Consider the following 26,188-nt stretch of genomic DNA (forward strand, 5'->3'; position numbering starts at 1 on the left):
GCGGTCACCAGGTCGTCGAAGCGACGCTCCAGCTCGTCGGCGACCCGACGCAGCACCTCCGCGCGCTCCCGCTCCCCCATCCGACCCCACGGCCCCCGCAACGCCGCCCGCGCCGCCGCGACCGCATCGTCCACGCACGCCCGATCCGCCTCGGCCACCTCGAACACCGGCTCACCCGTCACCGGACTGCGCTTGACGAACCGCCGCCCGCCCTCGACGAACTCACCACCGACGAAGTTGCGCAGGATCGGCGGGTCGGCGCCGGGGTGGCCGTCGCGCAGGCTCACCGGCCAGGATGACTCGGGCATGGTCGGGTGTCCCTTCCGGTTCAGGTGGTGGGGTCGGTCCGCTCGCTGCCGGGGTCGGCGACGAGCGCGACCACGGCGGCGTCCACGGTGGGTTGGCCGGTCACGGCCGCGGCGGCCTCGTCGGTGACGACCAGGACGGTGGTGCCGACGCCGACGTTCAGGGGGTCGACGGCGACCAGGTCGGGCCCGTCGCCGCGCGGCCGGACCAGGACGAGCCGCCTGCCCTGCAACGCCGGCAGGATGCGGTCGGCCCACACCTTGCCGACGACCTCACCGAGCACCATCGGGTTCTCCCCGCAGGCCGGCGATGACCTCGCGGATGCGGGCCGGTTCGGGCGCGTCCAGCAGGGCCGCCGTGGTCGGGTGGGGCTTGGGGTAGACCTGGGAGCTGCGCAGCTCGCCGTGGGCGCGGATGGCGGCCTCTCCGGCGGAGACGGCCTGGCGTACGGCGGCGAGGGTGCCCCGGACGGCGACCGCGAGGTAGCCGCTGGTGACCCGTTCCACGGCCACGCACCGGACGTCGGCGGTCTTGATCATGGCTTCGATTCCCGCCGAGAGCGCCACCAGGCCGCGTGTCTCGACGATTCCGATCGCGATGTCGGAGGACATGTCTGATTCTCCTTACCCGGTTGTCAGTTGCCGACGAGGTCAGGTTCGGCGGCCAGCGCGCTCACCGCGTCGCAGGGGCTGGCGAAGACGATCGAGCGCACCGAGCGGCTGCGCGTCCGGGCGGTCTCCTCGCCGATGTCCACCGCTTCCTCGACGGTGGCGAGGTCGCCGCGCACGGCGACCGCGACGATGCCGCCGCCGAGGCGTACGACCTTCGTCACCTCGACCTCGGTGGCCTTCACCATCGCGTCGACGGCGTCGAAGATGGGGGTGAAACCCTCGGCTTCGACGAAGCCCACGGCCACGTTTCGCATGTCTGCTCCTTGCTCTGGTTGCGGGTCGGCTTCGGTCAGGGACGCTCGGGCAGGTTCCAGGACAGGACGGCGGCGCCGGTGCCCCAGATCGGGCCGTACGAGTGCAGCTGCGCCGGGCCGCTCGCGGCGCCGGTCCCGGCGGCGAACGCGAGGGCCCGGAACTGGCTGTCCGCCTGGGCCTGCCGGGCGTAGTCCTCGCGGATCGCGAGCGCCTCGTCGACCTTGCCGGCGGTGAGCAGGTCGAGTACGCGGGTGTTCCACTGGTCGTGCGCGGGTGCGCCGATGTGGTCCTGCCCTGGCTCGATCCACTGTTGGATGAGTCCGGAGGACAGGCCGCTCACCACGACGACGGCGGCGCGCACTCCGGCGTCGCGGGCGGCGGCGGCACCGGCCCGGCCGACGTCGGCGAGGGTGTCGGCGTCGGCGTACAGGTTGCAGGAGACCTGCGCCCAGCGCAGCTTGCGCTCCGGGTCGAGCAGCGCCGAGGTGACGATGGTCCCGGCGTCGATCGGGAATCCCTCGTAGCGGGTGCGGCGCGCCTGCTTCCCGTCGGCCTGCACCCGGTCGGCCCAGCGCTCGCTGAACTCCACGTCGAAGCGCAGGTCGTAGCGGAGCAGGCCGTAGTCGTAGGCGTACCAGTTCTCGTCGACGTGCTCGCCGCGCGGGTTCGGGTCGCACTGGAACTGGTGGCCGAGGACGGTGAACCACTGCGTGGACAGCAGCAGGACGACGTCCGGCTCCAGCCGGCGCAGCCGTTCGCCCACGTCGCGCGCGGCCGAGGCCAGCGCGGCCCAGCTCGGTGCGGGTTCCTTCGCCAGCAGGTGGGGCATGCCGGGCAGGAGTGCGCCGGCGACGATTCCGGTCCGGTCAGCCATGAGGGCTCCCCTCGGGCAGCCACTCGACGACGGCGTTTCCGGTGCCGATGATCGTGCCGTAGCCGAGCACGTCACCGGCGACGCGGGGCCAGCCCATCGCCGCGAGCAGCCAGGTGAGGCTGCCGGCCTTCGTCTCCGACGCGGTGGCCTCGATGTGTTCGGTGATGAGTTCCCGCAGCGGGGCGGTCGGTCCCCGGCGGATCGCTTCGAGCAGCTTCATGTCCCACCGGTACTGGTGGTTGTTGTACGGGTGTTCGCGTTCCATGTCCTCCGGCAGCTCCGGCTCCTCGTGCCAGTGCAGGTGCGACAGGGAGTTCGAGGCGAGCAGCACGGCGCGGCGGCCGGTGGCCTCGACGGCGCGGCGGGTGGCCTCGCCGAGCACCTCCATCTCCTCCAGCGACGCGTCGGAGTAGAAGTACGGGTTGTTGTTCGCCGACAGGGACACCACGGGGATGTCCCAGGCGGGGTTGACCAGGTGCAGGGCGCCGATGGTGGCGTAGTCGACGCGTACCCGGGGGTCGCGCATCGCGCGGGTGACCAGGCCGAGGCCGCTGGCCTCCTCGACGATGGCCTCGCCGAGTTCGACGTCGGTACGGAAGTCGTACCGGTACCGGAAGAGGTGCGGGAAGATCGGCTCCACGGAGATGCCGCGCGGGTTCGGCACGCAGTTGACGTGGTGGCCGACCATCGTGATCCAGTGCGGGGCGTGCACGATCAGCACGTCGGGGCGGTGCACCTCCTGGATGCGCCGGCGCAGCCGCTCGTAGGCCCAGCGCAGCGTCTCCCAGCCGCCGGTGGAGCGGGGCTCGTTCTGCGGCGGGTTCTCCGCGTAGATCAGGTGGGGCGGGTGCGGGCTGAGGCAGCCGGCGACGATGCCGGCGCGGGCCGGCGCGGGCTGCGGGGCCGGGGCGCTGCCGGCGCCGCCACCGGTGCGGGGCCTGGTGGTCGCCACCGGCACCCGGAAGACCCTGCTCATGACCGCCCCTCCCCGGCGAGGACGCGCACGTACGCGCGGTGCTCGGCGGTGGCGCCGAGGATCTGCATCCCGTCGTCGTCGAGGGCTATCTCGTCGGCGGCGAGCGCGGTGTCGTGGCGTAGCCAGGCCCGCAGCGGTGCCGGGTGCACGCCGTGCAGTTCGACGAGGCTCTCCTCGGCCAGGCCGCTGCCGGGCGCGACGTAGGCCAGCCGGCGTTGGCCGCGCCGCCCGGTGTAGGCGGGCTGGTCGGTGGTGGTGAGGCGCAGCCAGCTCCGCTCGTCCCGCAGCCGCTGGCGCTCCTCGGCGGTGGCGGTGCGGTCGGCCTCGCCGTCGCCGTCGAGGACCACGCCGTAGCGCCGGCGGGCCTCGTCGCCGGTCAGGTAGTCCTGGCGGACGTCCTCGGCGACGGCCTCGGGCGCGCGGTCCAGCGGGTCGCCCCAGCCGCCGCCACCGGCGGACTCCATGACCAGCACGTCCCCGGCGCGCATGGGGAAGCCGGCGATCTTGCCGGGGGTGTCGAAGTCGACCCGTCGGCCGTCGGCGCGGCGCAGGTGGGTGACCGTCGGGGCGCCCGGGCCGCCGTGGCGCAGCCCGTACGGGGGGACGGTGGTGCGGTCGGTCTGCACCGAGTACGACCCGCCGCTGGCCAGCAGCCGGGTCTCCCGCCGGCTGCCCAGGCCGCCGCGGTGGGTACCGTCTCCGCAGGAGCCGGCGCGCAGCTCGCACGCCTCGACCAGGATCGGGATCTCGGTCTCCAGCCGCTCGACGGACTGGATGGTGGAGATGTCGCCAAGGTCGACCGGGTTCATCGCGCTGGGGCCGTCGGATTCGAGAAATCCGCCGTTGCCGCCGGCCGGGTAGTCGTAGTAGAGGTAGGGCTGACCGGTGTGCTCGTCCACGCCGCCGATGAGGTTCTGGAAGGTGGTGCCGAACTGGTCGGCGGCGATGAGGTCGGGTGCCACCTGGCTCAACGCGGCCATCACCGCGGAGATGACCCGCTTGCGGACCTCGCTGTGGGCGTTGGCCGGGGCGGGGTAGCTGACGTGCACCACGGTGCCGGGCTCGGTGAGCACCCGCAGGGGCCGGAACGCGCCGTGGTTGACCAGACCGCCGGGGTCGAGGGCGGACTTGACCGCGATGAACACCCCGGCGACGGTCATCGCCCGCGACGAGTTGACCACGGCGGCGACCTGGGTGGAGGAGCCCCGGAAGTCGGCTTCGATCTCGTCGCCGTCGACGGTCAGCCGGCAGCGGACGATCGCAGCGTCGTAGTCGCCGTCGGTGTAGAGGTCGAGGTAGTCCTCGTAGCGGTAGGTGCCGTCGGGCAGCGACCGGATCATGTCGCGCAGCCGCTGCTCGGTGCGGTCCATGTTGGCCGCGACGAAGTCGAGGATCAGGTCGGTGCCCCAGCGGTCGACGAGTTCCCGCAGCCGTCGTTGCGCGGTGTGGCAGGCGGCGATGCTGGATTCGAGGTCGCCCCGGCGTTCCTCGGCCATCCGGACGTTGGCGAAGAGGATGTCGAAGGCGGCCCGGTTGGGACGGCCCTCCTCGATCAGCCTGATCGGCGGGATCCGCAGCCCCTCCTGGAGGATCTCGGTGGCCTGGCCGGACACGCTGCCCGGGGTCATGCCGCCGATGTCGGCCCAGTGCATCCGGACGCAGGGAAAGAGGAACATCTGCCCGTCGACGAAGACCGGGCTGATCAGGGTGACGTCGTTGAGGTGGCTGCCGCCCCGGTACGGGTCGTTGACGATGTAGAGGTCGCCGGGGCGCATCTCGGCGGCGAAGTCGGCGAAGATCTCGGCCACCGAGGCCGGCATGGCGATGACGTGTCCCGGCATGTCCCGGCCCTGGGCGACCATCTGCCCGGAGGGGTCGAAGAGTGCGCAGGAGAAGTCCTGGGCGTCGGCGATCACCGGCGAGTGCGCGGTACGGAAGATCGTCTGTCGCATCTCCCGGACGATCGAGATGAGACTTTCGGTGACGACTTCCAGGTCGATCGGATTCACGGTCATGCGGATGCCTCACTGATTCCGGTGTCGGTCCGTGTCTTCCGCCGGAGGGGACCTGGACTGGTCGGGGCGAGTGGACCACCGTGCATTGGACCATCATGTGGTCCTAGAGTTATATTATGAAACCTAGCAGCCGGAAAGGCAGGGAAGCAAGATGTCGTACGCCACTGACCCGACGCCCGACGAGGGCGTCGCCCCCCGCGAGTCGGGCACCCAGGCGCTGGACCGCGCCCTGGGCGTCCTGCTGGCCTTCCGGGGTGACGCCGTCGAGCGCAAGGTCAGCGACGTGAGCCGGGAACTGGGCCTGCACAAGTCCACGGCCAGCCGGCTGTTCCGCGCGCTGGCCGACGCCGGCTTCCTGCAACGCAACGAGGAGAACGGCACCTACCGCCTCGGCGTCGCCGTCTTCGAGCTGGGCGCCCGCTTCCTCGCCGGCATCGACCTGCACGCGCTGGCCCGTCCGCTGCTGCACCAGCTCGCCGAGCGCGAGGGCGAGAGCGTCAACCTCGCCGTCCTGGAGGGCTCCGACGCCATCTCGCTCTACGTCGTGCAGGGCACCCGCAACGTGCAGCTCGTCTCCCGCCTCGGCCGGCGCATCCCGCTGTGGTGCAGCGCGGCCGGCAAGGCGCTGCTCGTCGACCACGACGACGACGCCCTGCGCGCCCTGCTCGCCACCGTGCCGTTCACGGCGATGACCAGCAACACCATCACCGACCTGGACACCTTCGTGGCGCACATGGCCACCGTGCGGCGGCAGGGCTGGGCCCTCAACGACCAGGAGAGCGAGCACGGACTGCGGGTGGTGGCCGCCCCCGTACGCGACCGGCACGACCGGGTGACCGCCGCGATCAGCATCTCCGGGCCGATCTTCCGCCTGGACGACACCCGCACCCACGAACTCGCCGACGCCGCCTGCCGTACCGCCGCCGAGCTGTCCCGGCAGCTCGGCCACGGCTTCGGCGACCGCTGGGGCGACTGACCGCGTCGCCCACGGGCCGGTCACCGCGACTCTCCGCCGCCACGCCGGCACCGCGCCCGGTGCCGGCGCGGCGACCGGCGACGGCGCGGTGGGGCGTACGCCGTCAGAACCGCTCCTGGGTGACCTCGGGCAGGACCCGGACGTGCAGCATCCTCGGCCCGGTCACCGGCAGCGCCTCGTCGAACGCCACCTCCGCGCCGGCCTGGTCGGTGACCGTCCAGGCCGGTACGCCCAGGGACCGTGCCACGGCGGCCAGGTCCCGGACCGGGAACCGGGCCAACGCCGGGTCGACCCCGCGCGGGGCGAACTTGCGCACCTCCGCGCCGTAGCCGCCGTCGTCGAGGACCACCAGCAGCACGGGCGCCCCGACCCGGGCCAGGGTGTCCAGCTCCCCGAGGCCGGTGAGCAGGCTGCCGTCGCCCTCGAAGGCGACCACCGGCCGGTCCGGGCGGCCCACCCCGGCCCCGACGGCGTACGGCAGGCCGACCCCGATGCTGCCGAACTCCCAGGGCGCGATGAACGCGCGGTCCACGGCCGAGGAGTCGAGCAGCAGGTTGGGCCAGCCGCCGAACTGCCCCACCCCGACCACCGTGGTGCGCCGGGCCGGAAGCCGCCGGGCGCAGATCCGGATGAACGCCCGGGGGTCGATCCCCGCCGCCCCCTCGACGAACTCGATGCCGTCGAACGGGTCGGCCGCGGCGATCTCCGCGGCCAGGGCGGGACTGCGCCAGTCCGGACGCTCGATCGGGGCGAGCCGGGCCGTCACGGCGCGCGCGGTGACCGCCGCGTCCCCGACGATCCCGGTGTCGACGGGCCACCGCGCCCCCAGTGCCCGCGCGTCGACGTCGACCGCGATCACCCGCGCACGGGAAAAGAGCGCGCCGTGGTCGGCCGTCCACCGGTTGAGTCCGGCGCCGAAGGTCACCACCAGGTCCGCCTCGGCCAGCACCCGCCGGGTCAGCGGGCGGGCCAGTCCCCCGGCCACCCCCAGGTGGTACGGGTGGCCGGCGAAGAGCCCGGCGGCCAGCACGGTGGTGGCGAGCACCGCGCCGGACCAGTCGGCGAGCCGGCGTACGTCGTCGGCCGCCGCCTCGGCGCCCCGCCCGGCCAGCAGCACCGGGCGGCGGGCGGCGACCAGCCGGCCGACCAGCTCGGCGACCGCCGCGTCGGTCGGCGCCGGCGACGCGGGCCGGTACGCGACGACCGCCGGCGCGGGCACGGCCCCAGCGGGCACCGGCTCGTCCTGCAGGTCGATGGGGACGTCGAGGACGACCGGGCCCGGCCGTTCGGTGGCGGCGCGGAACGCCAGGCCGACGTCGCGGGCGGCGGTGGCCGGCGCCACCACGGGCACGAACGCCCCCGCCGTGGCCAGCGCGAACGGCTGTTGCGGGAAGCTCTGTACGTGCAGCGGGTCGCCGGGCGGGGTGTCGCCGGCGATCAGGACCAGCGGCGTGCCGGCCTGCCGGGCGATGGTCAGCGCGGCGCCGGCGACCGCCAGGCCGGGGCCCTGGGTCACGGTGACGACCCCGCACCGGCCGGTGGCGCGGGCCCAGCCGTCGGCCATCATCACCGCGGCGTTCTCGTTACGGGCCGCCACGAAGCGGACGCCGTGGCGCTGCACCAGGTCCGCGACCAGGAACATGTTGGCGTCGCCGAGCAGCCCGAAGATCGTGTCGACCCCGTGCGCCACGACGGCGTCGGCGATCGCCTCGCCGGCCCTCACCGGGGGTCCCGGGTCAGGTAGTCGCCGGCGGGGCGCAGCGCCACGCTCAGCGCGCCGAGGTAGGAGTCGTTGGCGGCGGCCTCGAACCGGGGCCCGGCCAGGCGGGCCGCCCGCTTGGTCATCGACCGCCCGACCGCGGAGGTGGCGAGCAGCCGCTCGGCGAGCCCGGTCGCGGCGTCGGCGAGCCGCCCCGGCGGCACCACCTCGGTCACCAGACGCAGGTCGCGCAGCTCGTCGGCGGGGATCCGGTCGCCGAGCAGCAGCCAGCGCTTGGCCAGGTCGGCGCCGACGAGGTCGGCGAGGATCGCCATGCCGCTCCAGGTCAGCGGGATGCCGAAGCCCACCTCCGGGAAGGTCGCGAAGCAGGTGTCGGCGGCCACCCGCAGGTCGCTGGCCAGCCCGAGCACCGCGCCGGAGCCGATGGCCGGGCCGTTGAACGCCGCGACGGTGGTCTGCTCCAGCCGGTACCAGCGTTCGACCAGTTCGGCGGTGCGGCGCTGCACGGACATCGTGGCCCGGGCGTCGAGGGTAGCCAGCTCGTGCAGGTCGGTGCCGGCGCAGAACGCGGTGCCCGCGCCGGTGAGCACGACGACCTCGGTCCCGTCGTCGCGGGCCAGCTCGTGCAGCACGTCCTCGAAGCGGGCGAGCATCGCCAGGTCGAAGCTGTTGCGCCGGGCAGGCCGGTTCAGCGTCACCCGGGCCAGTCGCCCGTCGCGGTGCAGCAGCACGGATTCCTCGGCGCGGTGTGCGTCGGTCATGGGGACTCCGAGTTCAGTAGGGCGCGGTCGACCAGCGCGGCGGCGTGGCCGACGTACGACAGCGGGTCCAGCAGGCCGGCGAGTTCCGCCGCGGGCAGGGCGGCGGCCACCTCGGGGTCGGCGCGCAGCGCCTCGGCGAACGGGCGGCCCTGCTCCAGGCTGTCGCGCACGATCCGCATGACCAGATGGTGGGCCTGCTCCCGGCCGAGCGGACCGGCCAGGCGCAGCATCACCGCCTCGGAGAGCACGAGCCCGCCGGTGAGGTCGAGGTTGGCGCGCATCCGGTCGGGGTTGACGCCGAGGTCGCCGAAGACGTCCACCAGTCGCTGCAACGCGCCGCCCAGCAGGATGAAGCACTCCGGCAGCAGCTTCCACAGCGTCATCCCGACGCCCATGTCCCGGTCGTCCTGGGCGACCATCGTCTGCAACGCCAGGGGCACCTGGGCCCGCAGGGTGCCGGCGGCGGCGATCACCGCCTCGCAACGGATCGGGTTGCGCTTGTGGGGCATGGTGCTGCTGCCGACCTGGGTGGAGCGCTGCGACTCGTACGCCTCGCCGACCTCGGTGCGGCCGAGGAAGTAGATCTCCCTGGCCAGCTTCTCGGCGCTGGCCGCGACGAGGCCGAAGACCATCAGGCACTCGGCGAAGCGGTCCTGGGTGGCGTGCCAGGGGGTGTCGGCGACGCCGAGCCCCAGGTCGGCGGCGACCGCGTGCTCCAGCGCGAACGCCTGGGCGCCGTAGCCGGCCATCGTGCCGGCCGCGCCGCCCATGCTCGTCACCAGCAGCCGCTGCCGCAGTTGCCGCAGCCGGACGCGGTGCCGTTGCAGTTCGTCCTGCCACACCGCGCAGCGCAGGCCGAACGTCGTCGGCAGCGCCTGCTGCCCGTGGGTGCGGGCGGCCATCGGGGTGGCGCGGTGGCGCAGCGCGAGCCGCCGCAGCGTACGGACCAGTTCGTCGACCTGCCGTTGCACGATGTCCAGTCCGTCGCGGGCCCGCAGGACGAAACCGGTGTCCATCACGTCCTGGGTGGTGGCCCCGAGGTGGACGTAGCGACCGGCGTCGCCGGGGCAGGCGGCGGTGAGCGCGCGCACCAGCGGCACCAGGGGGTGCACGGTGTCGGCGGCGTCGGCGGCGAGCACCGCCGTGTCGAGCCGCTCGACGCGGGCGGCCTCGGTGATCGCCTGCGCGGCGGCGGACGGGATGATGCCCAGGCGCGCCTGGCCCCGGGCGAGGGCGGCCTCGACGTCGAGCCAGGACTGCATGAGCTGCCGGTCGTTGAAGACCCCGCGCATCTCGGCGTTGCCGAAGAAGCTGGTGACGGTCAGCGAGTCCAGGAAGCACGATCCGAGCTGCATCAGCGTTCCCCCTCCGCGACGAGCAGTTCCCGGGCGGCCCGCCGGTCGACCTTCCCGGACGGCAGCAGCGGCAGGTCGGCGACGGTACGGATCAGGGTCGGCACCTTGTGCCGGGCCAGCCGTTCGGTGGCGCCCCGGGCGAGCCGGTCGACGTCGCAGTGCCCACCCGGGACGGTCACGACCAGGGCCGCGACCTCCTCCCCCCAGCGGGGTGACGGCACGCCGACGACGCACACCCGGGCCACGGCCGGATCGTCGGCGAGCACGGCCTCGACCTCGGCGGGGTGGACGTTCTCGCCGCCGCGGATGATCAGTTCCTTGATCCGACCGGCCAGGGTGAGGACCCGTCCGTCGGTCAGCGCGCCCAGGTCGCCGGTGCGCAGCCAGCCGTCGCTGGTGATCGTGGCGGCGGTGGTGAACGGGTCGTCGGCGTAGCCGCGGGTGACGGAGCTGCCGCGTACCAGCAGCTCCCCGACCTGACCGGTGGGCACCGGGGCGCGGGTGGCGGGGTCGACCACGGTGGCCTCCAGGGCCGGCAGGACGCGCCCGACGGTGTCACCGGGCGCGCCGCAGCTCCCGTCGCCGGGGTCCAGGCTGATCGTCGGGCCGGCCTCGGTCTGGCCGTAGACGACCGCCACCCGGTCCAGGCCGAGCACCCGTCGGGTGCGGGCGAGCAGCGCCGGGGTGCACGTGGCGCCGCCGAGGAAGCCGACCCGCAACGACGACAGGTCCCAGCGGCCGGGATCCCGCTCGACGCGGTCGGTGAGCATCGACGCCATGGTGGGTACGGCCTGCACCACCGTGCACGCGTGCCGCTCGATCTGGTCGAGGACCGGCTCGGTGCGGAACCGGCGGGTGGAGACCCACAGCGCGCCCGTCACCAGCGCCAGCATCGCCCCGCTGCCGAGCCCCGCCGCGTGGGCCAGGGGCAGCGGCGAGGCGATCCGGTCGTCGGCGCGCAGCCGGGCCGCCTCGGCCGTCCAGGCCGCGTTGGCCAGCAGGTTGCCGGCGCTCAGCGACACCATCTTGGCCGGGCCGGTGGAGCCCGAGGTGAACTGGATGTTGCAGGCGGCGTCCGGGTCGCCGACGGGCGGCGGGACCCGGTCGTCCCAGCCGGGAAGCCCCGCCAGGGCCCCCGGTCCCAGGTCCGCGCCGAGGACGTGCCAGCCGTCCGGGCGCTCGCCGGGCGGCAGCGCCGCCAGGGCCCGCGTGACGGTGGACGGGCCGTGCCGGTCACGTACCCGCTCGGCGGCGTAGAGACGCCGGGGCCGGCTGCGGGCCAGCGCCGAGGTCAGCTCGGGACCGGTGAGGCCGGGGTGCAGGGTGGTCAGGGCGGCACCCCGCCAGGCCGCGGCGGCCAGCAGCACCAGCCAGGTCAGCCCGTTCTCGGCCCAGACCGCGATCCGGTCGCCACGGCCGACGCCCTGGGCCGCCAGGACGGCAGCGGCCCGGCCGGCGAGGTCGGCGAACTCCCCCGTGGTCACCGGCCGGGCCGGATCGTCGAAGACGTACAGGGCGCGGTCCGGCTGCCGCGCGGCGCGCTCCAGCACGGTGAGGTCGAGGGCTGGCGGGATCACGGATCACTCCTTGGTGAGCAGCAGGTTTCCGTGGTCGTCGACCGTGGCGGTCCATCCACCGCCGACGACGGTGGTGCTGCCGTTCTCCCGCACGACGGCGGGTCCGACGACGGCACAGCCCGGTCCCAGGTCGGCGCGCCGCCACACGGTCGCCTCGACCCAGCCGCCCGGGCGGTAGAGACGGGTCCGGCCGGGCTCCGCCGGGCCGCCGGTCGGGGCGGCGAAGCGCACCGCCGGGCGTGGCCCGAACGCGGTGAGCCGGCAGTTGACGATCTCGGCGGGGTGGTCGGAGCGGGTGTAGGCGTACCGCTCGGCGTAGGCGGCGTGGAAGGCCGCCACCAGGTCGTCGGCGTCGGTCGGCAGCTCGGGCAGGGCGACGGGGAGGTCGAAGCTCTGGCCCCGGAACCGCATGCCGACCGACAGGCCGAAGCTGACCTGGTCGGGCTCCACGCCGTCCTCGGCCTTGAGCTGGGCCAGGGCGGCGTCGCGCAGGTCGGCCAGGGCCGCCCGGACGGCAGCCAGGCCGTCGTCGTCGGCCGGCACCAGCACGGTACGCACGTAGTCGTGGCGGGCCTGGGCGGTGACGAAGCCGAGCGCGGAGAAGTTGCCCGGCACCGGCGGGACCAGGACCCGACGGATGCCGAGTTCGTCGGCGAGGTCGGTGGCGTGCATCGGGCCGGCGCCGCCGAAGGGCATCAGCACGAAGTCGCGCGGGTCGTGGCCGCAGGCGACGGAGATCTCCTTGATCGCGCTGGTCATCTTGACCGTGGCGAGGGTGAGGATGCCATGCGCCAGGTCCAGCTCGTCCAGACCGAACGTGCCGGCCAGCCCGGCCAGGGCGGCGCGGGCCGCGTCGAGGTCGAGCGGCACCTCCCCACCCAGGCTCTCCTGCGGGTCGAGGTGACCGACGAGCAGGTGCGCGTCGGTCGTGGTCGGCTCGGTGCCGCCCCGGCCGTACGCCGCCGGGCCGGGGGTCGATCCGGCGCTGCGCGGTCCGACGCGCAGTTCCCCGCCCCGGTCGCGCCAGGCGATCGAGCCGCCGCCGGCGCCGATCGTGTTGATCTCGACCTGGAAGGTGCGGTTCGGGTAGCCGGCGATCTTCCCGTCGTTGGTCATCAACGGGGCGCCGTTCTTGATCAGGCAGACGTCCGTGCTGGTGCCGCCGATGTCGCAGGTGATGACGTTCGGGTAGCCGGCGAGCGAGGCGAGGTGCACGGTGGCCGCGACCCCGCCGGCGGGCCCCGAGAGGGCCAGGTTGATCGGCAGCCGCCCGGCCTCCTCGGTGGAGACGACACCGCCGCTGCTCGTCATGATCGACAGTGGGTGGGCGTAACCGCCGTCGGCGAGCGCGTCGCCGAGGCCGCGCAGGTAGTCGGCGACGGTCGCCCGCACGCTGGCGTTGAGCACGGTGGTGGCGAACCGCTCGTACTCGCCCTGCTCCGGCACCACGTCGGAGGAGACCGTGCAGACCAGGTCGGGGTACCGCTCCGCCAGCCGCCGCGCCGCGGCCCGCTCGTGGGCGGGGTTGCGGTACGAGTGCAGCAGGCAGACCGCCACCGCCCGGGGGCCGGCGGCGGCCACCCGGTCGAGGGCCTCGTCCAGCTCGTCGGTGTCCAGCGGCCGGACGACGCGCCCGTCGGCGCCGATGCGTTCGCGCAGCACGTGCCGGTGCCGGCGCGCGACGAGCGGCGGCCGGGCGCTCTCCTTGACGCTGTAGAGGCGGGGCCGGTGTCCGAGGCCCATCTCCAGCACGTCCCGGAAGCCCTCGGTGGCCAGGACGGACACCGGCTCGCCGGAGCCTTCCAGGAGCGCGTTGGTCACCCGGGTGGTGCCGTGCACGAACCGGTCGACCGTGTCCAGGCTGACACCGAGCTTGGCGAGACCCTCGAAGATCGCCGCCGCAGGATCGTGCGGGGTGGAGAGGGTCTTGGCCTCGGCGAGCCGGGCGGTGGCCGGCTCGTAGACGATGACGTCGGTGAAGGTGCCACCGATGTCGACGCCGATGCAGAGCATGGCGAGCCTTTCGGATAGGGGGTGGATGGCGTCGGCGACGGGTCGGGCCGCTAGAACGTGACGCCGTAGCGGCGCAGGGTCCGTCCCGTGACCAGACGCAGGATCCAGTCGAAGAGGTAGCCGAGCAGGCCCAGGGCGATGATGCCCACGAAGACCCACTCCGTCTTGGCGTAGTTGCGCGCCGTCCAGATCAGCGATCCCAGGCCGCTCTGGGCGGCGACGATCTCGGCGGAGACGATCGTCAGGAACGAGTTGCCCATCGCCAGCCGGGCCCCGGTGACCACGTGCGGCACCGTCGACGGCAGCACGACCGAGACGAGGCTGCGTACGGGACCGGCGCCGAGCGCGCGGGCCGCCCGCATCCGGATCTCGTTGACCGACAGCACCCCGGCCAGGGTGTTCAGGGCGACGATGAAGACGGTGGTGTAGAAGATCAGCGCCACCTTCGACGCCTCCCCCGGCCCGAGCCAGATGATGGCCAGGGTGACGAAGGCGATCGGTGGCACGAAGCGGAAGAACTGGATGTAGGGGTCGAGCATCAGCCGCAGCCAGGGGATGCAGCCCATCAGCAGACCCATCGGTACGCCGACGAGCACGCCGAGCAGCCAGCCGGTGAGGATGCGGGTCGAGGACGCGCTGACCGAGTCCCACAGGGTGCCGTCGCGGACGAGTTCGACCGCGCCGTCGAGGGTGAGCCGCGGCGAGGGCAGGAAGAAGGCCGTGTAGTTGCGGCTGACCAGGTCCCAGATCAGCACGCCGAGCAGCACCGACAGGACCGACAGCCCGATCCGGGTCAGCCGGGGCCAGCGGTTGCGGCGGGGGGCGGTCGTCGCCGACGCCCTGGTGCGGTCGGGAACGGTGGGTGCCTCGACGGTCATCGCCCCTCCGTCCGGTCGTCGCCCGCGTGGTCAGCGCCGGGCCGGCCGTCGTGGCCGTCGTCGAGTCCCTGGGCGCGCAGCGTCCGGGCCACCTCGGCGCCGATGTCCTCGCGCAGCTCCCGGAAGAGCGCCGCGCAGGCCGGGTCGGTCAGGTCGCGGGGCCGGGGCAGGTCGCAGCGGTAGTCCTTCTTGATGGCCGCCGACGGTCCCGCGGTCATCGTGACGATCCGGTCGCCGAGCAGGATCGCCTCGCCGATGTCGTGGGTGACGAAGACGATCGTGGCGCCGGTCTCGCGCCAGATCCGGTCGAGTTCGACCTGCATCACCAGTCGGGTCTGGGCGTCCAGCGCACCGAACGGCTCGTCCATCAGCACGACCGAGGGGTCGTTGGCCAGGACCCGGGCCAGCTGGGCCCGCTGGCGCATGCCGCCGGAGAGCTGCTCGGGGAACCGCTCGGCGCTGTGCGCGAGGCCGACCATCGCCAGGTACCGCTCGACGACCGCGTCGCGCTGGGCCTTCGGCACGCCGCGCATCTGCGGCCCGAAGGCGACGTTCTGGCGTACGGTCAGCCAGGGGAACAGGGCCTCGGCGCTCTGGAAGACCACGCCCCGCGACACGTCGGGCCCGGTCACCGGCTCGCCGCCGCAGGTTACCTCGCCGGCCGCCGGGCGGACGAACCCGGCGACCGCGTTGAGCAGTGTGGACTTGCCGCAGCCGCTGGGGCCGAGCAGGCAGACGAGCTCACCGGCGGCGATGTCGAGGCTCGCGCCGCGGACGGCGACGAACTCGCCGAAGCGGATGTCGACGTCGCTGATGCGGATCGGGGAGCCGGCGCGGCTGGCGGGTCGGCCGGCGGGGGTCGTGGCGGGGGCGGTGCCGTTGACTGTCACGCCACCCCCTTGACCATGACGGTCGCCGGGTCCGCCTTCTGGGTGACGATCTTGCTGTCCTGCTGGAACTGGGCGATCTCGCCGTAGCGCTTGAGGTCGTCGTCGGTGAAGTCGCGGACCTGGCACTGGACGCCCTCCAGCAGCGTCTGGGCCTCCTTCGCCGGCACCTTGATGGCCTTCTCGGTGACCGTGCCCGCCTTGGCCGGGTCCTGGGTGAGCTGCTCGCACGCCTGGCCGATGGTCTGGACGACCTTCTTGGCGGTCTCCTTGTTGGCCTCGTACCAGGCGCCGTCGACGCCGATCACCAGGTTGTAGACGTAGCCGATGTCGCCGCTGGTCAGCAGGACCTTGCCGCCGTTGGCGACGCCGCGCGACGGCCACGGTTCCCACATGATGTAGCCGTCCACGTCGCCGCGTTGCAGCAGGGCCGGCATCTCGGCGGGAGAGGCGTTGACGAACTCGACGGACTCCCGGCTGATCCCGCGCGCCGCGAGGACCTTGTTGGTGGCGTACTCGTTGACCGTGCCGGGGACGACGCCGTACTTCTTGATGCCGGTCACGTCGGCGATGCCGGAGCGCGCCACGAGCTTGATGAAGCTGGGCGACTGCGAGAAGACGGCCAGGCCCTTGATGTCGCCCCGGGTGGCCCGGTTCAGCAGGCTCGACTCGGTGCTGGCCGTGAACTGGCCCTGCTTGGCCAGGATCGCGTCGAGGCCGCCGGTGCCCTCCTGGAACTGGGTGACGGTGACGTTCAGGCCGTTGGCCTGGAAAAGCTTGTCCTGGTCGGCGAGGTAGATCGGGGAGTACGCCGGGTCGACGCCGACGCCGAAGTTGACCGCCACCGAAGGGGCCGCCTCGCCGCCGCCGGACTCGGTCGGGCTCTGGTTCTCCGCGCATGCCGCAACGGCGGCGGTCACCAGCAGGGCTGCTACCGCAGCGCGCAATGCTCGCATTCTCATGGCTACCCCAGATACCTAGCGGCTCATATTATGGTTACCGTTGCTTAATATGGGACGCTACTGCCGGACGGCGTACGCAGTCAAGAGATTGGGCCTCACCTTCCTGCAACAGACAGTAGCCGTCGATCATCGCCAGCCGACGAGTCGAACAAACCGGGAGCCCGATGAACACGCTGGACAAAGGGGCGCATGCCGACCGACCAGGCCGGCCGTCGACCCGGCGGCGAACCGCGCCGACTACGTTCAGTAGTCTCGTCGGACTGCGCACCTCGCTACGCCGGGAGTGGACCCCGACCGAGACGATCCTCTACGCCCTCGGGGTCGGCGCGGGACAACGCGACCCGGCGGCGGAGCTCCACCTCACCACCGAGAACTCCACCGGCCATCCGCAGCGGGTGCTGCCGACCTTCGCCAGCGTGCTCGCCGCCGACCCGCCACCCCTGGGCGAACTCACCGCGATCCGGCACGCCGAGGAGGCGTTGACCCTGTTCCGCCCCCTGCCACCGGCCGGGCAGGTGCACACCACCGCCACCGTGACCGCGCTGCACGACCAGGGCAGCGGCGCCCTGGTCGAACAGGTCTCCCGGCTCCACGACCCGGCGGGCACGGCCCTGGGCACCGTACGCCGGGCGATGTTCGTCATCGGCGCCGGCGGATTCGGCGGACGTCGCGCCCGGCCCGCCCTCTGGCACCCGCCGGCCGACCCGCCCGAGCACCGGATCGTCACCACCATCCGCCCGGACCAGGCGCTGCTCTACCGACTCAGCGGGGACCGCAACCCGCTGCACTCCGACCCGGCCGTCGCCGGTCGGGCCGGGCTGCCCCGCCCGATCCTGCACGGCCTGTGCACCTTCGGCTTCGCCGGCCGACTCCTGCTGCCCCTCGTCGGTGACGACCCGACGCGCGTGCGGCACGTCCGCGCCCGCTTCAACGCCCCGCTGCACGCCGGCGACACCCTGACGGTGCACGCCTGGCGGCGCCCGTACGGCGTGGTCTTCCGTGCCACCGACGGGACCGGACGGGTTGTCCTGGACCGGGGCGTGCTGGCGGTCGCCGCCCGGTGAGCGCCCCTGGCGTGCCGACCCGACGGCACGCGAGGCGCCGGAGCCCGCGCGATCACCTTGTCGGCGGTGGCTCGGCACCCGGCGGGCCGACGACGTCGCGGCGGGGTGCCGTCACGTCTCCGACGCGGAGGGCCGCTCGATCGCGTCCAGCCTGCGGCGCAGCAGGGCCCGCTCGGGTTCGGTGCCGGCCAGGCCGAGCGCCTCCCGGTACGCCTCGGCGGCGTCGGCGTGCCGGCCGAGGCGGTGCAGCAGGTCGGCCCGGGCGGCCGGGTAGGGATGGTGGCCCCGCAGCAGCGGCTCGTCGGCCAGCTCGTCCAGCAGCGCCAGGCCCGCCTCCGGGCCGTCGCGCATCGCCACCGCCGCGGCCCGGTTCAGCGCGACGACCGGGGACGGCGCGAGGGCGAGCAGCACGTCGTAGAGCGCGACGATCTGCGGCCAGTCGGTGGTGGCGAGGTCCGCCGCCTCGACGTGCAGGGCGGCGATCGCGGCCTGCACGCCGTACGGGCCGGGCGGGCCGCCGGTCAGCGCGACGGGCACCAGGTCGAGGCCCTCGGCGATCATGCGGTGGTCCCAGCGGCCACGGTCCTGCTCGTCGAGCAGCAGCAGCTCGTCGTCCGGGCCGGTGCGGGTGTCGCGGCGGGCGTGGATCAGCAGCATGAGCGCGAGCAGCCCGGCGACCTCCCGTCCGGCGGGCAGCAGCCGGCGCAGGATCCGGGCCAGCCGGATGGCCTCCTCGGCGAGGTCGAGCCGTTGCAGGCGCGGGCCCTCGCTGGCCGCGTAGCCCTCCGTGAAGATCGAATACACCGCCTGGAGGACTCCGGGCAGCCGCTGCGGCAGCTCCTGCGCGCCGGGCACGCGGAACGGGATCCGGGCCTCGTGGATCTTCTTCTTCGCCCGGGTGATCCGCTTGGCCATCGTCGCTGTCGGCACCAGGAAGGCGCGGGCCACCTCGGGCGTGGTCAGGCCCGCCAGGTAGCGCAGGGTCAGCGCCCCGTGGTCCTCGGCCGCGAGCGCCGGGTGCGCGCAGGTGAAGAAGAGCTGGAGCCGCTCGTCGGGCAGCTCACCGCCCGGCACCGGGGCGGGGGCGGGCTCCGCCCGGTCCGCCTCCGCCTGGAGGATGGCAAGCCGCGCGGCGAGGGCCTGGTTTCGGCGCAGTCGGTCGACCGCCCGGCGGCGCGCCGTGGTCATCAGCCAGGCGCCGGGTTTGGGCGGAACGCCGTCGACCGGCCACCGCGTCAGCGCCGCCTCGACGGCCTCGGAGGTGACCTCCTCGGCCAGGTCGAGGTCGCCGAAACGGCGGACGAGGGCCGCCAGCAGCCGGCTGCGTTCCTCACGGAACACCGCCTCCACGACCGCCGCCGGCGCCTCGCCCGTCCCCCCGGTGTCGGCGGGCGCTCCGCCCACCGCGCTCAGCCCTCGAACTCGGCGACCGGCCGGACCACGACGGAGCCGCCCGCGCGCGCGCCGGGGCAGCGCGCCGCCCAGTCGAGCGCGACGTCGAGGTCCGGCACGTCGATCACGTAGAAGCCGCCGAGGATCTCGCGGGTCTCGGCGAACGGCCCGTCCGTGACGGTCCGCCTGCCGTCCTGGCCGACCCGCACGGTGGTCGCGGTGACCAGGTCCGCCAGCGACTCGCCGGAGACCAGGATCCCCGCCTCGCGCACCTGCTTGTCGTACGCCATCCAGTCGCCGACGTCGCAGCCGGCGGCCCCGCCGTCCTCGCCGACCGCACCCGCGTTGATGAGCAACATGTACTTCACGATCCGACTCCCCTCCGTGTCGCGTCGCCTCTCCCGTGCCGGGCGACGCCGTACGACATCACTACGGACGGGAGACCGCCGATTGGACACCCCGCTCGAAGATTCTTCCGCGCCGGGGTCCGGGCTACCGGTGCAACCCGTCGTCGCTTCCGTTCACGGCGGCCTCCGGCAGGAGGTGACGCAGCCCGGTCAGTTCCAGCACGGCGTGCGCGGGGCTCTGCGGGGTGGCGGTGACGCGCAGGTGCGCGACGATCCGGGCGACCTCGTGCAGGATCCGCACGCCGGTGCTGCTCAGGTGGGTGACCGGGGTGAGGTCGATGGTCAGCGGCAGGCTGCCGCCGCGGCTGGACTGCATGATCGCGGCGCGCAGCCGGGGGCCGGTGACCAGGTCCACCGGCCCCTGCACCCGCAGCACCCGGCCCGTCGGTGTCTCGATGACGGCGGCCGTGAACTCCTCGACGACGGCGGCCTGCTTGTGGGGGCCGGCCGCCTGGGCGGCGGCCACGGTGGTGACGTTGGTGGCCTGGCCGATGTGGTGGTGCATGCTGACGGTGGTGCCGGACTCTGTGTGCCGGACCTCCGCGCGGTCGACGAGCCCGCGGATCATCGTCAGCCCACGGCCGCGGCCGCCCGGGTCGGCGACCGGCGGGCGCCACCGCCCCTGGTCGGCGCAGGTGACGTGCACGACGCCCTGGTGGTCCAGCGTGCCGTGCAGCGTGAACGTCCCCGGCGTACCGCTCGGATAGGCGTGGTCGACGGCGTTGGTGACGGCCTCCCCCGCGGCGTGGACGATGTCGCTCGCGTCGAGTTCGCCGGCCCCGATCCGGACGAGCCAGTCGCTCAGGTGCCGGCGCATCGGGCGCAGCGCCGTCGTGTCGGCGGGCAGGGTCACGTGCAGCGGTGCGAGGGGCTGCGGCAGGAGGTGGGCGGCGAGGAGGGTGGTGTCGTCGCCGAAGCCGCCGCCGGCGAGGGCGAGACGTTCCGTGACCAGGGTGCAGATCCGGTCGGGCAGCCGCTGCGGGACGGTCGTGGCCGCGTCGAGTATCGCCCGCCGGGCGGCCGCCGCGGCGTCGGCAAGGATGCGGGCGCCGTCGTGCAGGCTCTGCCGGGGGCGTTCGATCAGGCCGTCGGTGTAGAGCAGCAGAACGTCGTCGGCCCGTAGCTGGTGGGCCCGCACCGGGGCGGGGCCGGCTCCGGTGCCCAGTGGTCCCGCAGGCGCCAGCGGCAGGTACCGGGTCTCGCCGGTGGCGCCGATCACCAGCGGCGCGGGGTGTCCGTGGCTGGCCGCTTCGAGCGTCCCCGTGTCCGGGTCGAGCACCGCGAGGCAGGTGGTGGCCGCCCGGGTCACGTCGGCGCGGGCCGCGAAGTCGTCCAGCACGGCCAGCACCTGCGGCAGGCCACCGCCCGACTGCAACGCCTGCCGGGCGACCGTACGGAGTTGCCCCATGGCCGCCGCGGCCGCGGCGCCGTGCCCGACGACGTCGCCGACGGTCAGCGCGAGCCGGCCGTCCGGCAGGGGGACCGCGTCGAACCAGTCCCCGCCGGCGACGAGGTCGCTGCTCGCGACGAGGTAGTGGGCGGCGACCTGGACGCGCGGCAGGACGGGCAGCATGTCGGGCAGGAGGCTGCGTTGCAGTTCCAGGACCAGGCCGGCGGCCTGGCGGTAGCGGCGCTCGGCGGTGGCCGCGGCGGCCTCGGCGGCCTGCCGCGCGGCCACCACGGGGGTGGCGTCGACGGCCTGCACGATCACCCCGCGCACCGAGCCGTCGGGGTTGTGCCACGGCGCCATGTCGAAGGTGTAGAAGGCCTCCGTCAGGCTGCCGTCGCCGTTGCGGTCGGTCAGGACGCGCTGCTCGTAGCCGTGCGAGCGGACACCGTGCAGGGCCTGGTCGAGCAGTTCGAAGATGTGCTGGCCCGCGAGTTCCGGCACCGCCCGACGGAAGGGCTCACCGATCAGGCCGCTGCGGTTGCCGACGGCGGCGCGCACGGCCGGGTTCGCGGCCACCACCCGCAGCTCGGGTCCCTCGAAGATCCACACGAATCCGGGCAGCTGCTCGAAACCGTCGAGCACCGCCTGCGGATCACCGGAAGACCACGCGGTATGCGGATCGGCCACAGACGCTTACCTCTCACCCGTGCGCACCAGCAGCACCCTGTCATGCCCGCGCCCGCCCGTCCAATCCGCCACGTGCGGCTTCGTGGTCGACGCGTCCGGGCTCCTTGACCTCGCCGGCCGGTTGGCCGTAGGTTCCAGCCCTACATCGACATCGGTAACTCGATGCGGCCGGCCTGCGGTCCGGTCCCCACGTCCGGGGCCTTCCGGGACCCCTCGCGACAAGGACGGTCATCATGATCACACGCCGTTCCCTGCTCGGCACGGTCGCCGCCGCCGGCGTGGCCGCGGCCGTCGCGCCGGTCCTCGCCCCCGGCACGGCCCGGGCCGCCTCCTGGAAGAAGCGCCTGACCGGCGCCGACCTGGACACCAACCACCGGTGGCGGGTCGCGGGCACCGACCTCGGCATCCCGTACGTGCTGGAGAACGGCTCGATCGGCTACCTGTTCGGCGACACGTTCGACACCCCGTGGCCCGAGGGCCCGCCGGTGCCCAACGACTGGCGCTCACCGGTGATGCTGCGCTCCGCCGTGCACCCCGGCGCCGCCGGCGGGATCGTCTTCGACAGCGCCGCCCGCGTCGCGGGCAACGGCCGGGCCCCGGAGCTGATGCACAACGGCCACCACGGCGTCGGCATCGACGGCCTCTGGGAGGTGACCGTCATCCCCAACGACGGCATCGCCTTTCCCGAGACCGGCCGCCAGCTCGTGTCGTACATGAGCATCGAGAACTGGAACTCCGCCGGCCCGGCCGGGCCGCACTGGCGGTCGCGCTACGCCGGGCTCGCCTACAGCGACAACGGCAACGACTTCGTCCGTACGCCGCTGAAGTGGTGGAACGACGGCACCAACACCGACCCGTTCCAGATGTGGACGATGCAGCGCGACGGGGACTGGGTGTACGTCTTCTCGGTGCGCGCCGGCCGCCAGCACGGGCCGATGATGCTGCGGCGGGTCCGCTGGGACCGGCTGTTCTTCCCGGAGTCGTACGAGGGCTGGGGTTGGAACGGCAGCGACTGGGGCTGGGGCCGCCCGTGCACGCCGATCCTGACCGGCCGCTTCGGTGAGCCCTCGGTGCGACGGCTGGCCGACGGCACGTGGGTGATGTCGTACCTCAACTGCGCCACCGGGTGCATCGTCACGCGCACGGCGGACGGGCCGGACCGGGTCTGGACGGCCGAGCGGATCCAGGTCACCTCCTGGCAGGAGCCGGGCCTCTACGGCGGCTTCATCCACCCGTGGTCCAGCCGGCGTGCCAACGACCTGCACCTGATGGTGTCGAAGTGGACCAGGACGCCCGACAACCGCAGCACCGCCTACCACGTCAGCCAGTTCGTCGGCTCGGCGTGATCCCGCGGCCGTCACCGGTGTCCGGCGGCGGCCCGGCGCCCCCTCCGGCACGCTTCGCTCGGCGTACTCGGCAGGGGTGAACGACAGGCTGCCGGACCAGTTCACGAACTCTCGTCCCACCGTCCCCTCCTTCTCCCGCCGGACGGCGGCTTACCCGCCCGTGGGTGGGGTGGTCGCGAGGACGCCGGGCCCGGTGACGTCGAGGACGTCGAGCAGGCCCAGCAGTCCGGCGAGCACGACGGCCTCGTCGTGGGTGAGGGTGATGCTGCGGGTGGCGTCGGGGTCGTCGCCGTCGGGGTAGATCAGCTCACGCCGGCCGCCGACGTGGTGGGTCACCACCCCGATGCGCAGTCCCGCGTCGGTGGTGAACATGCGGCGCAGCCCGATACCGGGCAGGGGGGTCAGCTCGACGTCCATCGAAAACTCCAGGTGGTCGGTCCCGGCCCGGCGGGCGGCCGGTGGGCGGCGGCGGACGGCCGCACGGCACCGTCGTCACGACGCCGTGCGGCACCCCGGTGTCAGCCGGTCAGCAGCAGGCGCAGGCCGGCGAGCGTGGCCAGGTGCGGATCGGCGGGCATCGTGACGACCCGGCCGGTCAGGGCGGCCAGCCGGGCCCCGAGTTCGGGGTGCGTCGCCCCGCCGCCGGTGATCAGCAGCCGACGTCGCCCCGGCCACACCGGCCGGGCGCCCAGGCGTCGGACCGCGGCGGCGATCAGCGGCACCTGGTCGAGGACGTTGGGCACGTCGACACGCTCGGCCGCCTCGACCGCGCGGTCGGCGATGTGGGCGATCTCGGTGCGGCCCTGTCCGATGTCGACGGCGACCACGTCGTCGCCGTCGAAATCGGCCCGGCAGGCCAGGGCGGCGGCCAGCGGCTCCTCCACCGTGGCGACCCGCCCGCCGAACGCGTGGCGTACCGCCGTGACGAGGAGGTCCTTCTGCCGCAGCGTGGCCGTGGCCGGCACACCGACCACGACCGGGGAGACGTCGTCGCCCGGCCGCCCGCTCGCCGCGGCCACCACCCGCAGCAGGTGTACGCAGGCGAAGAAGTCGGCCACCACGCCGTGCCGCACCGGCCAGAGCAGCTTCGCGTCACCGGTGTCGCGCAGGGCGATGGCGGCACGCCCGACGGCCCGGGCGCCGGCCGACGTGCACGCGACGACGGTGGGCTCGGCGACGACCGCGCCGGAGCCCGGCGTCCACAGCCGCACCGTGGAGGTGCCCAGGTCCAGGGCGACGGGATGACGCAGGCCGAGGCGGGCGTACGCGCCGGGGCTCAGCATGGTCACCGCCCCCACGGCGCGGCGTACGCCACGGGTCGCGGTCCGTCGCCGACGGACCGGGGCAGGATTGATCGATCATGATGCAGGGTCGGCATGGTGCTCCAAGCCACGGGCCCGCGTGGTACGACGCGGGAGGCGGACGGGCTTCAGACGGCGAACGTCAGCCCGGGCGGAGCGCGGTCGGCCGACCAGGCGGGCACGCAGCCGGGGACGGCCCGCCGCGCGCACCGGAACACGATGCACAGCCCGACGGACCGGGCTGCGGCGAGCACCATGAGCAGCACGGTCAGCATCAGCAGCGCCGGCAGCGACACCCGCTTGCCGGCGCGACGGAGGCCGTGCCGATCCTGCATGCCGACACCATAGCCGGGCACCCGGCCGATCGACCACGCCGTCGCCGGGTGCCCGGAGCGGGTGCCCGCTCCGGGCGGCGCGGCTTCGCGACCGGCGTGTCCGGCATGGGGCATGGGCGGCACCGCGATCGCCAACTCCACCTTCCGGCTCGTCGACGCCTGACAGGCCGGGTGTGCGGCGTGCGCGGGTCGTACGCCATGGGTCGGATGCTGCTCTTCGACGTCGCGCAGGCCGCGGCGGTGCTCACCGCGGCGAAGGTGAGCGGCCTGGCCAGGCGCGACGCCTGACCTGCGACGCCCGACAGCCTTCTGACCCGTTACGGAACCTCGCCGAAAAATCCGGTCGACGGATGCCCGCGCTGATCAAAAAGAGATCAGTGAAATCGTCTGTCGCGCTTCCACCTGTTCCGCTGACCTGGGCCAGGGTGCAGAAGAGTCGAAGGAAGGCCGCCCTTAGCTATCGTTAGTTTTCCGGAAATTCTTGCTCGCCGATGCGTCGCGCTGCCATACTCCACATCCACCAGGGTCGATGACAGTGGGTTCGCGGCCCCTGCCGCGCAGCCCGCCGAGCGGCCCCGGTCCGACACACCCCCACCACACCGGTCCGCCCCCTGGCGGTGCGGAACGGCCCCCGGAAGGAGCAGGAATGATCGAGAGGTGCCACCGGGACACCCGGCCGAGATCGCGCTCGCGCACACGCGCGGCCCTCGCCGTCGCCGCCGTGGGACTGCTCGCGGCGACCGGCGCCACGGTCCTGCCCGGCGCGGCGAACGCCGGGACCACCCTGGGCGCGTCGGCGGCGGAGCGCGGCCGCTACTTCGGCGCCGCCGTCGCCGCCAACAAGCTCAGCGACAACACCTACGTCACGATCCTCAACCGCGAGTTCAACTCGGTGACGCCCGAGAACGAGATGAAGATCGACGCCACCGAGCCGCAGCAGGGGCAGTTCACCTTCGCCAACGCCGACCGGATCGTCAGCCACGCCCGCAGCCGGGGCATGAGCGTGCGGGGCCACACCCTGGCCTGGCACTCGCAGCAGCCCGGCTGGATGCAGAACATGAGCGGCAGCGCCCTGCGCCAGGCGATGCTCAACCACGTCACGCAGGTGGCCACCCACTTCCGTGGTCAGGTGGTGGCCTGGGACGTGGTGAACGAGGCGTTCGCCGACGGCGGCAGCGGCGCCCGGCGTGACTCGAACCTCCAGCGCACCGGCAACGACTGGATCGAGGCGGCGTTCCGGGCCGCCCGGGCCGCCGATCCCGGCGCGAAGCTCTGCTACAACGACTACAACACCGACGACTGGAGCCACGCCAAGACCCAGGCCGTCTACGCGATGGTCCGCGACTTCAAGCAGCGCGGCGTGCCGATCGACTGCGTTGGCCTCCAGTCGCACTTCAACAGCGGCTCGCCCTACCCGGGCAACTACCGCACCACGCTGTCCAGCTTCGCGGCGCTCGGCGTCGACGTGCAGATCACCGAGCTGGACATCGCCGGGGCCTCGCCCACCACGTACCGCAACGTGGTCAACGACTGCCTCGCAGTCTCCCGGTGCACCGGCATCACCGTCTGGGGCATCCGGGACAGCGACTCCTGGCGGGCCTCGGACACACCGCTGCTGTTCGACAACAGCGGCAACCGCAAGCCCGCGTACGACGCGGTCCTCGCCGCCCTCAACAACGGCACTCCCCCGCCGACCACGCCGCCTCCGACGACCGGCCCGACCACCCCGCCGCCGGGCGGAAGCTGCACCGCCACCCTTCGCGACGGCACCCGGTGGGGCGACCGGTTCAACAGCGACGTCACGGTCAGCGGCGCCACCAACTGGACCGTGGTCGTCGAGGTGACACCCCCGCAGAAGGTCTCCGCCACCTGGAACGGCACCCCGAGCTGGGACGGCAGCGGAAACGTCATGACCATGCGGTCCAACGGCAGCGGCAACGTCTTCGGGTTCACCACGATGGCCAACGGCACCTGGACGCGCCCGCTGGTGCGCTCCTGCACCGCCTCCTGAGCGTCGGGTGACGGACGGCCCCGGGGCGG

The 26,188-nt window shown here is 73.7% G+C and carries 25 protein-coding genes; 4 read left to right on the plus strand and 21 right to left on the minus strand.

What is annotated here, in order from left to right; all coding sequences use genetic code 11:
- The 7 genes from AB0883_RS17890 to AB0883_RS17920 all read right to left on the minus strand — a co-directional run.
- Nucleotides 1-308, minus strand: a 308-nt coding sequence (locus AB0883_RS17890) for an aldehyde dehydrogenase family protein (RefSeq protein ID WP_366642262.1), incomplete at its 3' end; no start/stop codon positions are given.
- A 20-nt stretch (nucleotides 309-328) separates the two neighbouring features.
- Entirely contained in the window at nucleotides 329-592 is a 264-nt protein-coding gene (locus AB0883_RS17895; RefSeq protein ID WP_366642263.1) for a EutN/CcmL family microcompartment protein, read from the minus strand.
- The gene (locus tag AB0883_RS17900; protein ID WP_366642264.1) at nucleotides 579-917 is read right to left on the minus strand and encodes a BMC domain-containing protein; all 339 of its coding nucleotides are present in this window, start codon (nucleotides 915-917) and stop codon (nucleotides 579-581) included. Before AB0883_RS17900 ends, AB0883_RS17895 begins: the two co-directional genes overlap by 14 nt.
- A gap of 23 nt (nucleotides 918-940) precedes the next feature.
- Nucleotides 941-1,231, minus strand: a complete 291-nt coding sequence (locus AB0883_RS17905; RefSeq protein ID WP_089000518.1) for a BMC domain-containing protein — start codon at nucleotides 1,229-1,231, stop codon at nucleotides 941-943.
- A gap of 35 nt (nucleotides 1,232-1,266) precedes the next feature.
- Nucleotides 1,267-2,106: a 2-amino-5-chlorophenol 1,6-dioxygenase subunit alpha gene (locus AB0883_RS17910; RefSeq protein ID WP_366642265.1), complete on the minus strand. Its 840-nt coding sequence runs from the start codon at nucleotides 2,104-2,106 to the stop codon at nucleotides 1,267-1,269.
- Nucleotides 2,099-3,082 carry a tRNA U-34 5-methylaminomethyl-2-thiouridine biosynthesis protein gene (locus AB0883_RS17915; protein WP_366642266.1) on the minus strand — a complete coding sequence of 328 codons (984 nt, stop codon included), beginning with the start codon at nucleotides 3,080-3,082 and terminating at the stop codon, nucleotides 2,099-2,101. The genes AB0883_RS17910 and AB0883_RS17915 overlap by 8 nt, the downstream gene beginning before the upstream one ends.
- Nucleotides 3,079-5,097 carry a hydantoinase B/oxoprolinase family protein gene (locus tag AB0883_RS17920; protein WP_366642267.1) on the minus strand — a complete coding sequence of 673 codons (2,019 nt, stop codon included), beginning with the start codon at nucleotides 5,095-5,097 and terminating at the stop codon, nucleotides 3,079-3,081. The genes AB0883_RS17915 and AB0883_RS17920 overlap by 4 nt, the downstream gene beginning before the upstream one ends.
- A 151-nt stretch (nucleotides 5,098-5,248) precedes the next feature.
- Here AB0883_RS17920 and AB0883_RS17925 point away from each other — a divergent pair, with 151 nt between their 5' ends.
- Nucleotides 5,249-6,073, plus strand: a complete 825-nt coding sequence (locus AB0883_RS17925) for an IclR family transcriptional regulator (RefSeq protein ID WP_366642268.1) — start codon at nucleotides 5,249-5,251, stop codon at nucleotides 6,071-6,073.
- A 103-nt stretch (nucleotides 6,074-6,176) separates the two neighbouring features.
- On the opposite strand, the gene AB0883_RS17930 is transcribed toward AB0883_RS17925, so the two are convergent.
- From AB0883_RS17930 to AB0883_RS17965, 8 genes are read right to left on the minus strand one after another with little or no spacing between them, the layout of a single operon-like run.
- Nucleotides 6,177-7,796, minus strand: coding sequence for a thiamine pyrophosphate-binding protein (locus tag AB0883_RS17930; RefSeq protein ID WP_366642269.1), 1,620 nt, complete (start codon nucleotides 7,794-7,796; stop codon nucleotides 6,177-6,179).
- Nucleotides 7,793-8,554 carry an enoyl-CoA hydratase/isomerase family protein gene (locus tag AB0883_RS17935; protein ID WP_366642270.1) on the minus strand — a complete coding sequence of 254 codons (762 nt, stop codon included), beginning with the start codon at nucleotides 8,552-8,554 and terminating at the stop codon, nucleotides 7,793-7,795. The genes AB0883_RS17930 and AB0883_RS17935 overlap by 4 nt, the downstream gene beginning before the upstream one ends.
- Nucleotides 8,551-9,909 (minus strand): adenylosuccinate lyase, encoded by a 1,359-nt coding sequence (gene purB / locus AB0883_RS17940; RefSeq protein WP_366642271.1) that lies wholly within the window; start codon nucleotides 9,907-9,909, stop codon nucleotides 8,551-8,553. The genes AB0883_RS17935 and purB overlap by 4 nt, the downstream gene beginning before the upstream one ends.
- Entirely contained in the window at nucleotides 9,909-11,486 is a 1,578-nt protein-coding gene (locus AB0883_RS17945) for a class I adenylate-forming enzyme family protein (RefSeq protein WP_366642272.1), read from the minus strand. Before AB0883_RS17945 ends, purB begins: the two co-directional genes overlap by 1 nt.
- A gap of 3 nt (nucleotides 11,487-11,489) precedes the next feature.
- A complete protein-coding gene (locus AB0883_RS17950; RefSeq protein ID WP_366642273.1) occupies nucleotides 11,490-13,499 on the minus strand; it encodes a hydantoinase/oxoprolinase family protein in 2,010 nt (669 codons plus the stop codon).
- Between the two features lie 50 nt (nucleotides 13,500-13,549).
- Nucleotides 13,550-14,377, minus strand: coding sequence for an ABC transporter permease (locus AB0883_RS17955; protein ID WP_366642274.1), 828 nt, complete (start codon nucleotides 14,375-14,377; stop codon nucleotides 13,550-13,552).
- Complete coding sequence (locus AB0883_RS17960; protein ID WP_366642275.1) at nucleotides 14,374-15,267, minus strand: ABC transporter ATP-binding protein; 894 nt, start codon at nucleotides 15,265-15,267, stop codon at nucleotides 14,374-14,376. Before AB0883_RS17960 ends, AB0883_RS17955 begins: the two co-directional genes overlap by 4 nt.
- On the minus strand, nucleotides 15,264-16,184 hold the full coding sequence (locus tag AB0883_RS17965) for an ABC transporter substrate-binding protein (protein WP_366642277.1): 921 nt from the start codon (nucleotides 16,182-16,184) through the stop codon (nucleotides 15,264-15,266). Before AB0883_RS17965 ends, AB0883_RS17960 begins: the two co-directional genes overlap by 4 nt.
- A gap of 206 nt (nucleotides 16,185-16,390) precedes the next feature.
- Between AB0883_RS17965 and AB0883_RS17970 the strand changes: the two genes are divergently transcribed.
- Complete coding sequence (locus tag AB0883_RS17970) at nucleotides 16,391-17,290, plus strand: MaoC/PaaZ C-terminal domain-containing protein (protein WP_366642278.1); 900 nt, start codon at nucleotides 16,391-16,393, stop codon at nucleotides 17,288-17,290.
- A 111-nt stretch (nucleotides 17,291-17,401) separates the two neighbouring features.
- Here the strand turns inward: AB0883_RS17970 and AB0883_RS17975 are convergent, their stop codons facing one another.
- From AB0883_RS17975 to AB0883_RS17985, 3 genes are all read right to left on the minus strand, one after another.
- Nucleotides 17,402-18,694: a DUF6596 domain-containing protein gene (locus AB0883_RS17975; protein WP_366642279.1), complete on the minus strand. Its 1,293-nt coding sequence runs from the start codon at nucleotides 18,692-18,694 to the stop codon at nucleotides 17,402-17,404.
- A gap of 5 nt (nucleotides 18,695-18,699) precedes the next feature.
- Nucleotides 18,700-19,041: a YciI family protein gene (locus AB0883_RS17980; RefSeq protein ID WP_366642645.1), complete on the minus strand. Its 342-nt coding sequence runs from the start codon at nucleotides 19,039-19,041 to the stop codon at nucleotides 18,700-18,702.
- A 133-nt stretch (nucleotides 19,042-19,174) separates the two neighbouring features.
- Nucleotides 19,175-21,121 (minus strand): SpoIIE family protein phosphatase, encoded by a 1,947-nt coding sequence (locus AB0883_RS17985; protein WP_366642280.1) that lies wholly within the window; start codon nucleotides 21,119-21,121, stop codon nucleotides 19,175-19,177.
- Nucleotides 21,122-21,396: 275 nt separating this feature from the next.
- Here AB0883_RS17985 and AB0883_RS17990 point away from each other — a divergent pair, with 275 nt between their 5' ends.
- Nucleotides 21,397-22,512 (plus strand): DUF4185 domain-containing protein, encoded by a 1,116-nt coding sequence (locus AB0883_RS17990; protein WP_366642646.1) that lies wholly within the window; start codon nucleotides 21,397-21,399, stop codon nucleotides 22,510-22,512.
- 150 nt (nucleotides 22,513-22,662) lie between these two features.
- On the opposite strand, the gene AB0883_RS17995 is transcribed toward AB0883_RS17990, so the two are convergent.
- The 3 genes from AB0883_RS17995 to AB0883_RS18005 all read right to left on the minus strand — a co-directional run bounded on the left by AB0883_RS17995 (nucleotide 22,663) and on the right by AB0883_RS18005 (nucleotide 24,148).
- Nucleotides 22,663-22,929, minus strand: a complete 267-nt coding sequence (locus AB0883_RS17995; protein WP_366642281.1) for a potassium transporter TrkA — start codon at nucleotides 22,927-22,929, stop codon at nucleotides 22,663-22,665.
- 101 nt (nucleotides 22,930-23,030) lie between these two features.
- Nucleotides 23,031-23,795: a rod shape-determining protein gene (locus AB0883_RS18000; protein WP_366642647.1), complete on the minus strand. Its 765-nt coding sequence runs from the start codon at nucleotides 23,793-23,795 to the stop codon at nucleotides 23,031-23,033.
- Between the two features lie 146 nt (nucleotides 23,796-23,941).
- Nucleotides 23,942-24,148 carry a hypothetical protein gene (locus tag AB0883_RS18005; protein ID WP_121398103.1) on the minus strand — a complete coding sequence of 69 codons (207 nt, stop codon included), beginning with the start codon at nucleotides 24,146-24,148 and terminating at the stop codon, nucleotides 23,942-23,944.
- Nucleotides 24,149-24,794: 646 nt separating this feature from the next.
- Here AB0883_RS18005 and AB0883_RS18010 point away from each other — a divergent pair.
- Nucleotides 24,795-26,159 carry an endo-1,4-beta-xylanase gene (locus AB0883_RS18010; RefSeq protein WP_366642282.1) on the plus strand — a complete coding sequence of 455 codons (1,365 nt, stop codon included), beginning with the start codon at nucleotides 24,795-24,797 and terminating at the stop codon, nucleotides 26,157-26,159.
- Nucleotides 26,160-26,188: the final 29 nt, after the last annotated feature.

It is taken from the genome of Micromonospora sp. NPDC047812 (genome assembly GCF_040704175.1).
Taxonomy (GTDB): Bacteria; Actinomycetota; Actinomycetes; order Mycobacteriales; family Micromonosporaceae; genus Micromonospora.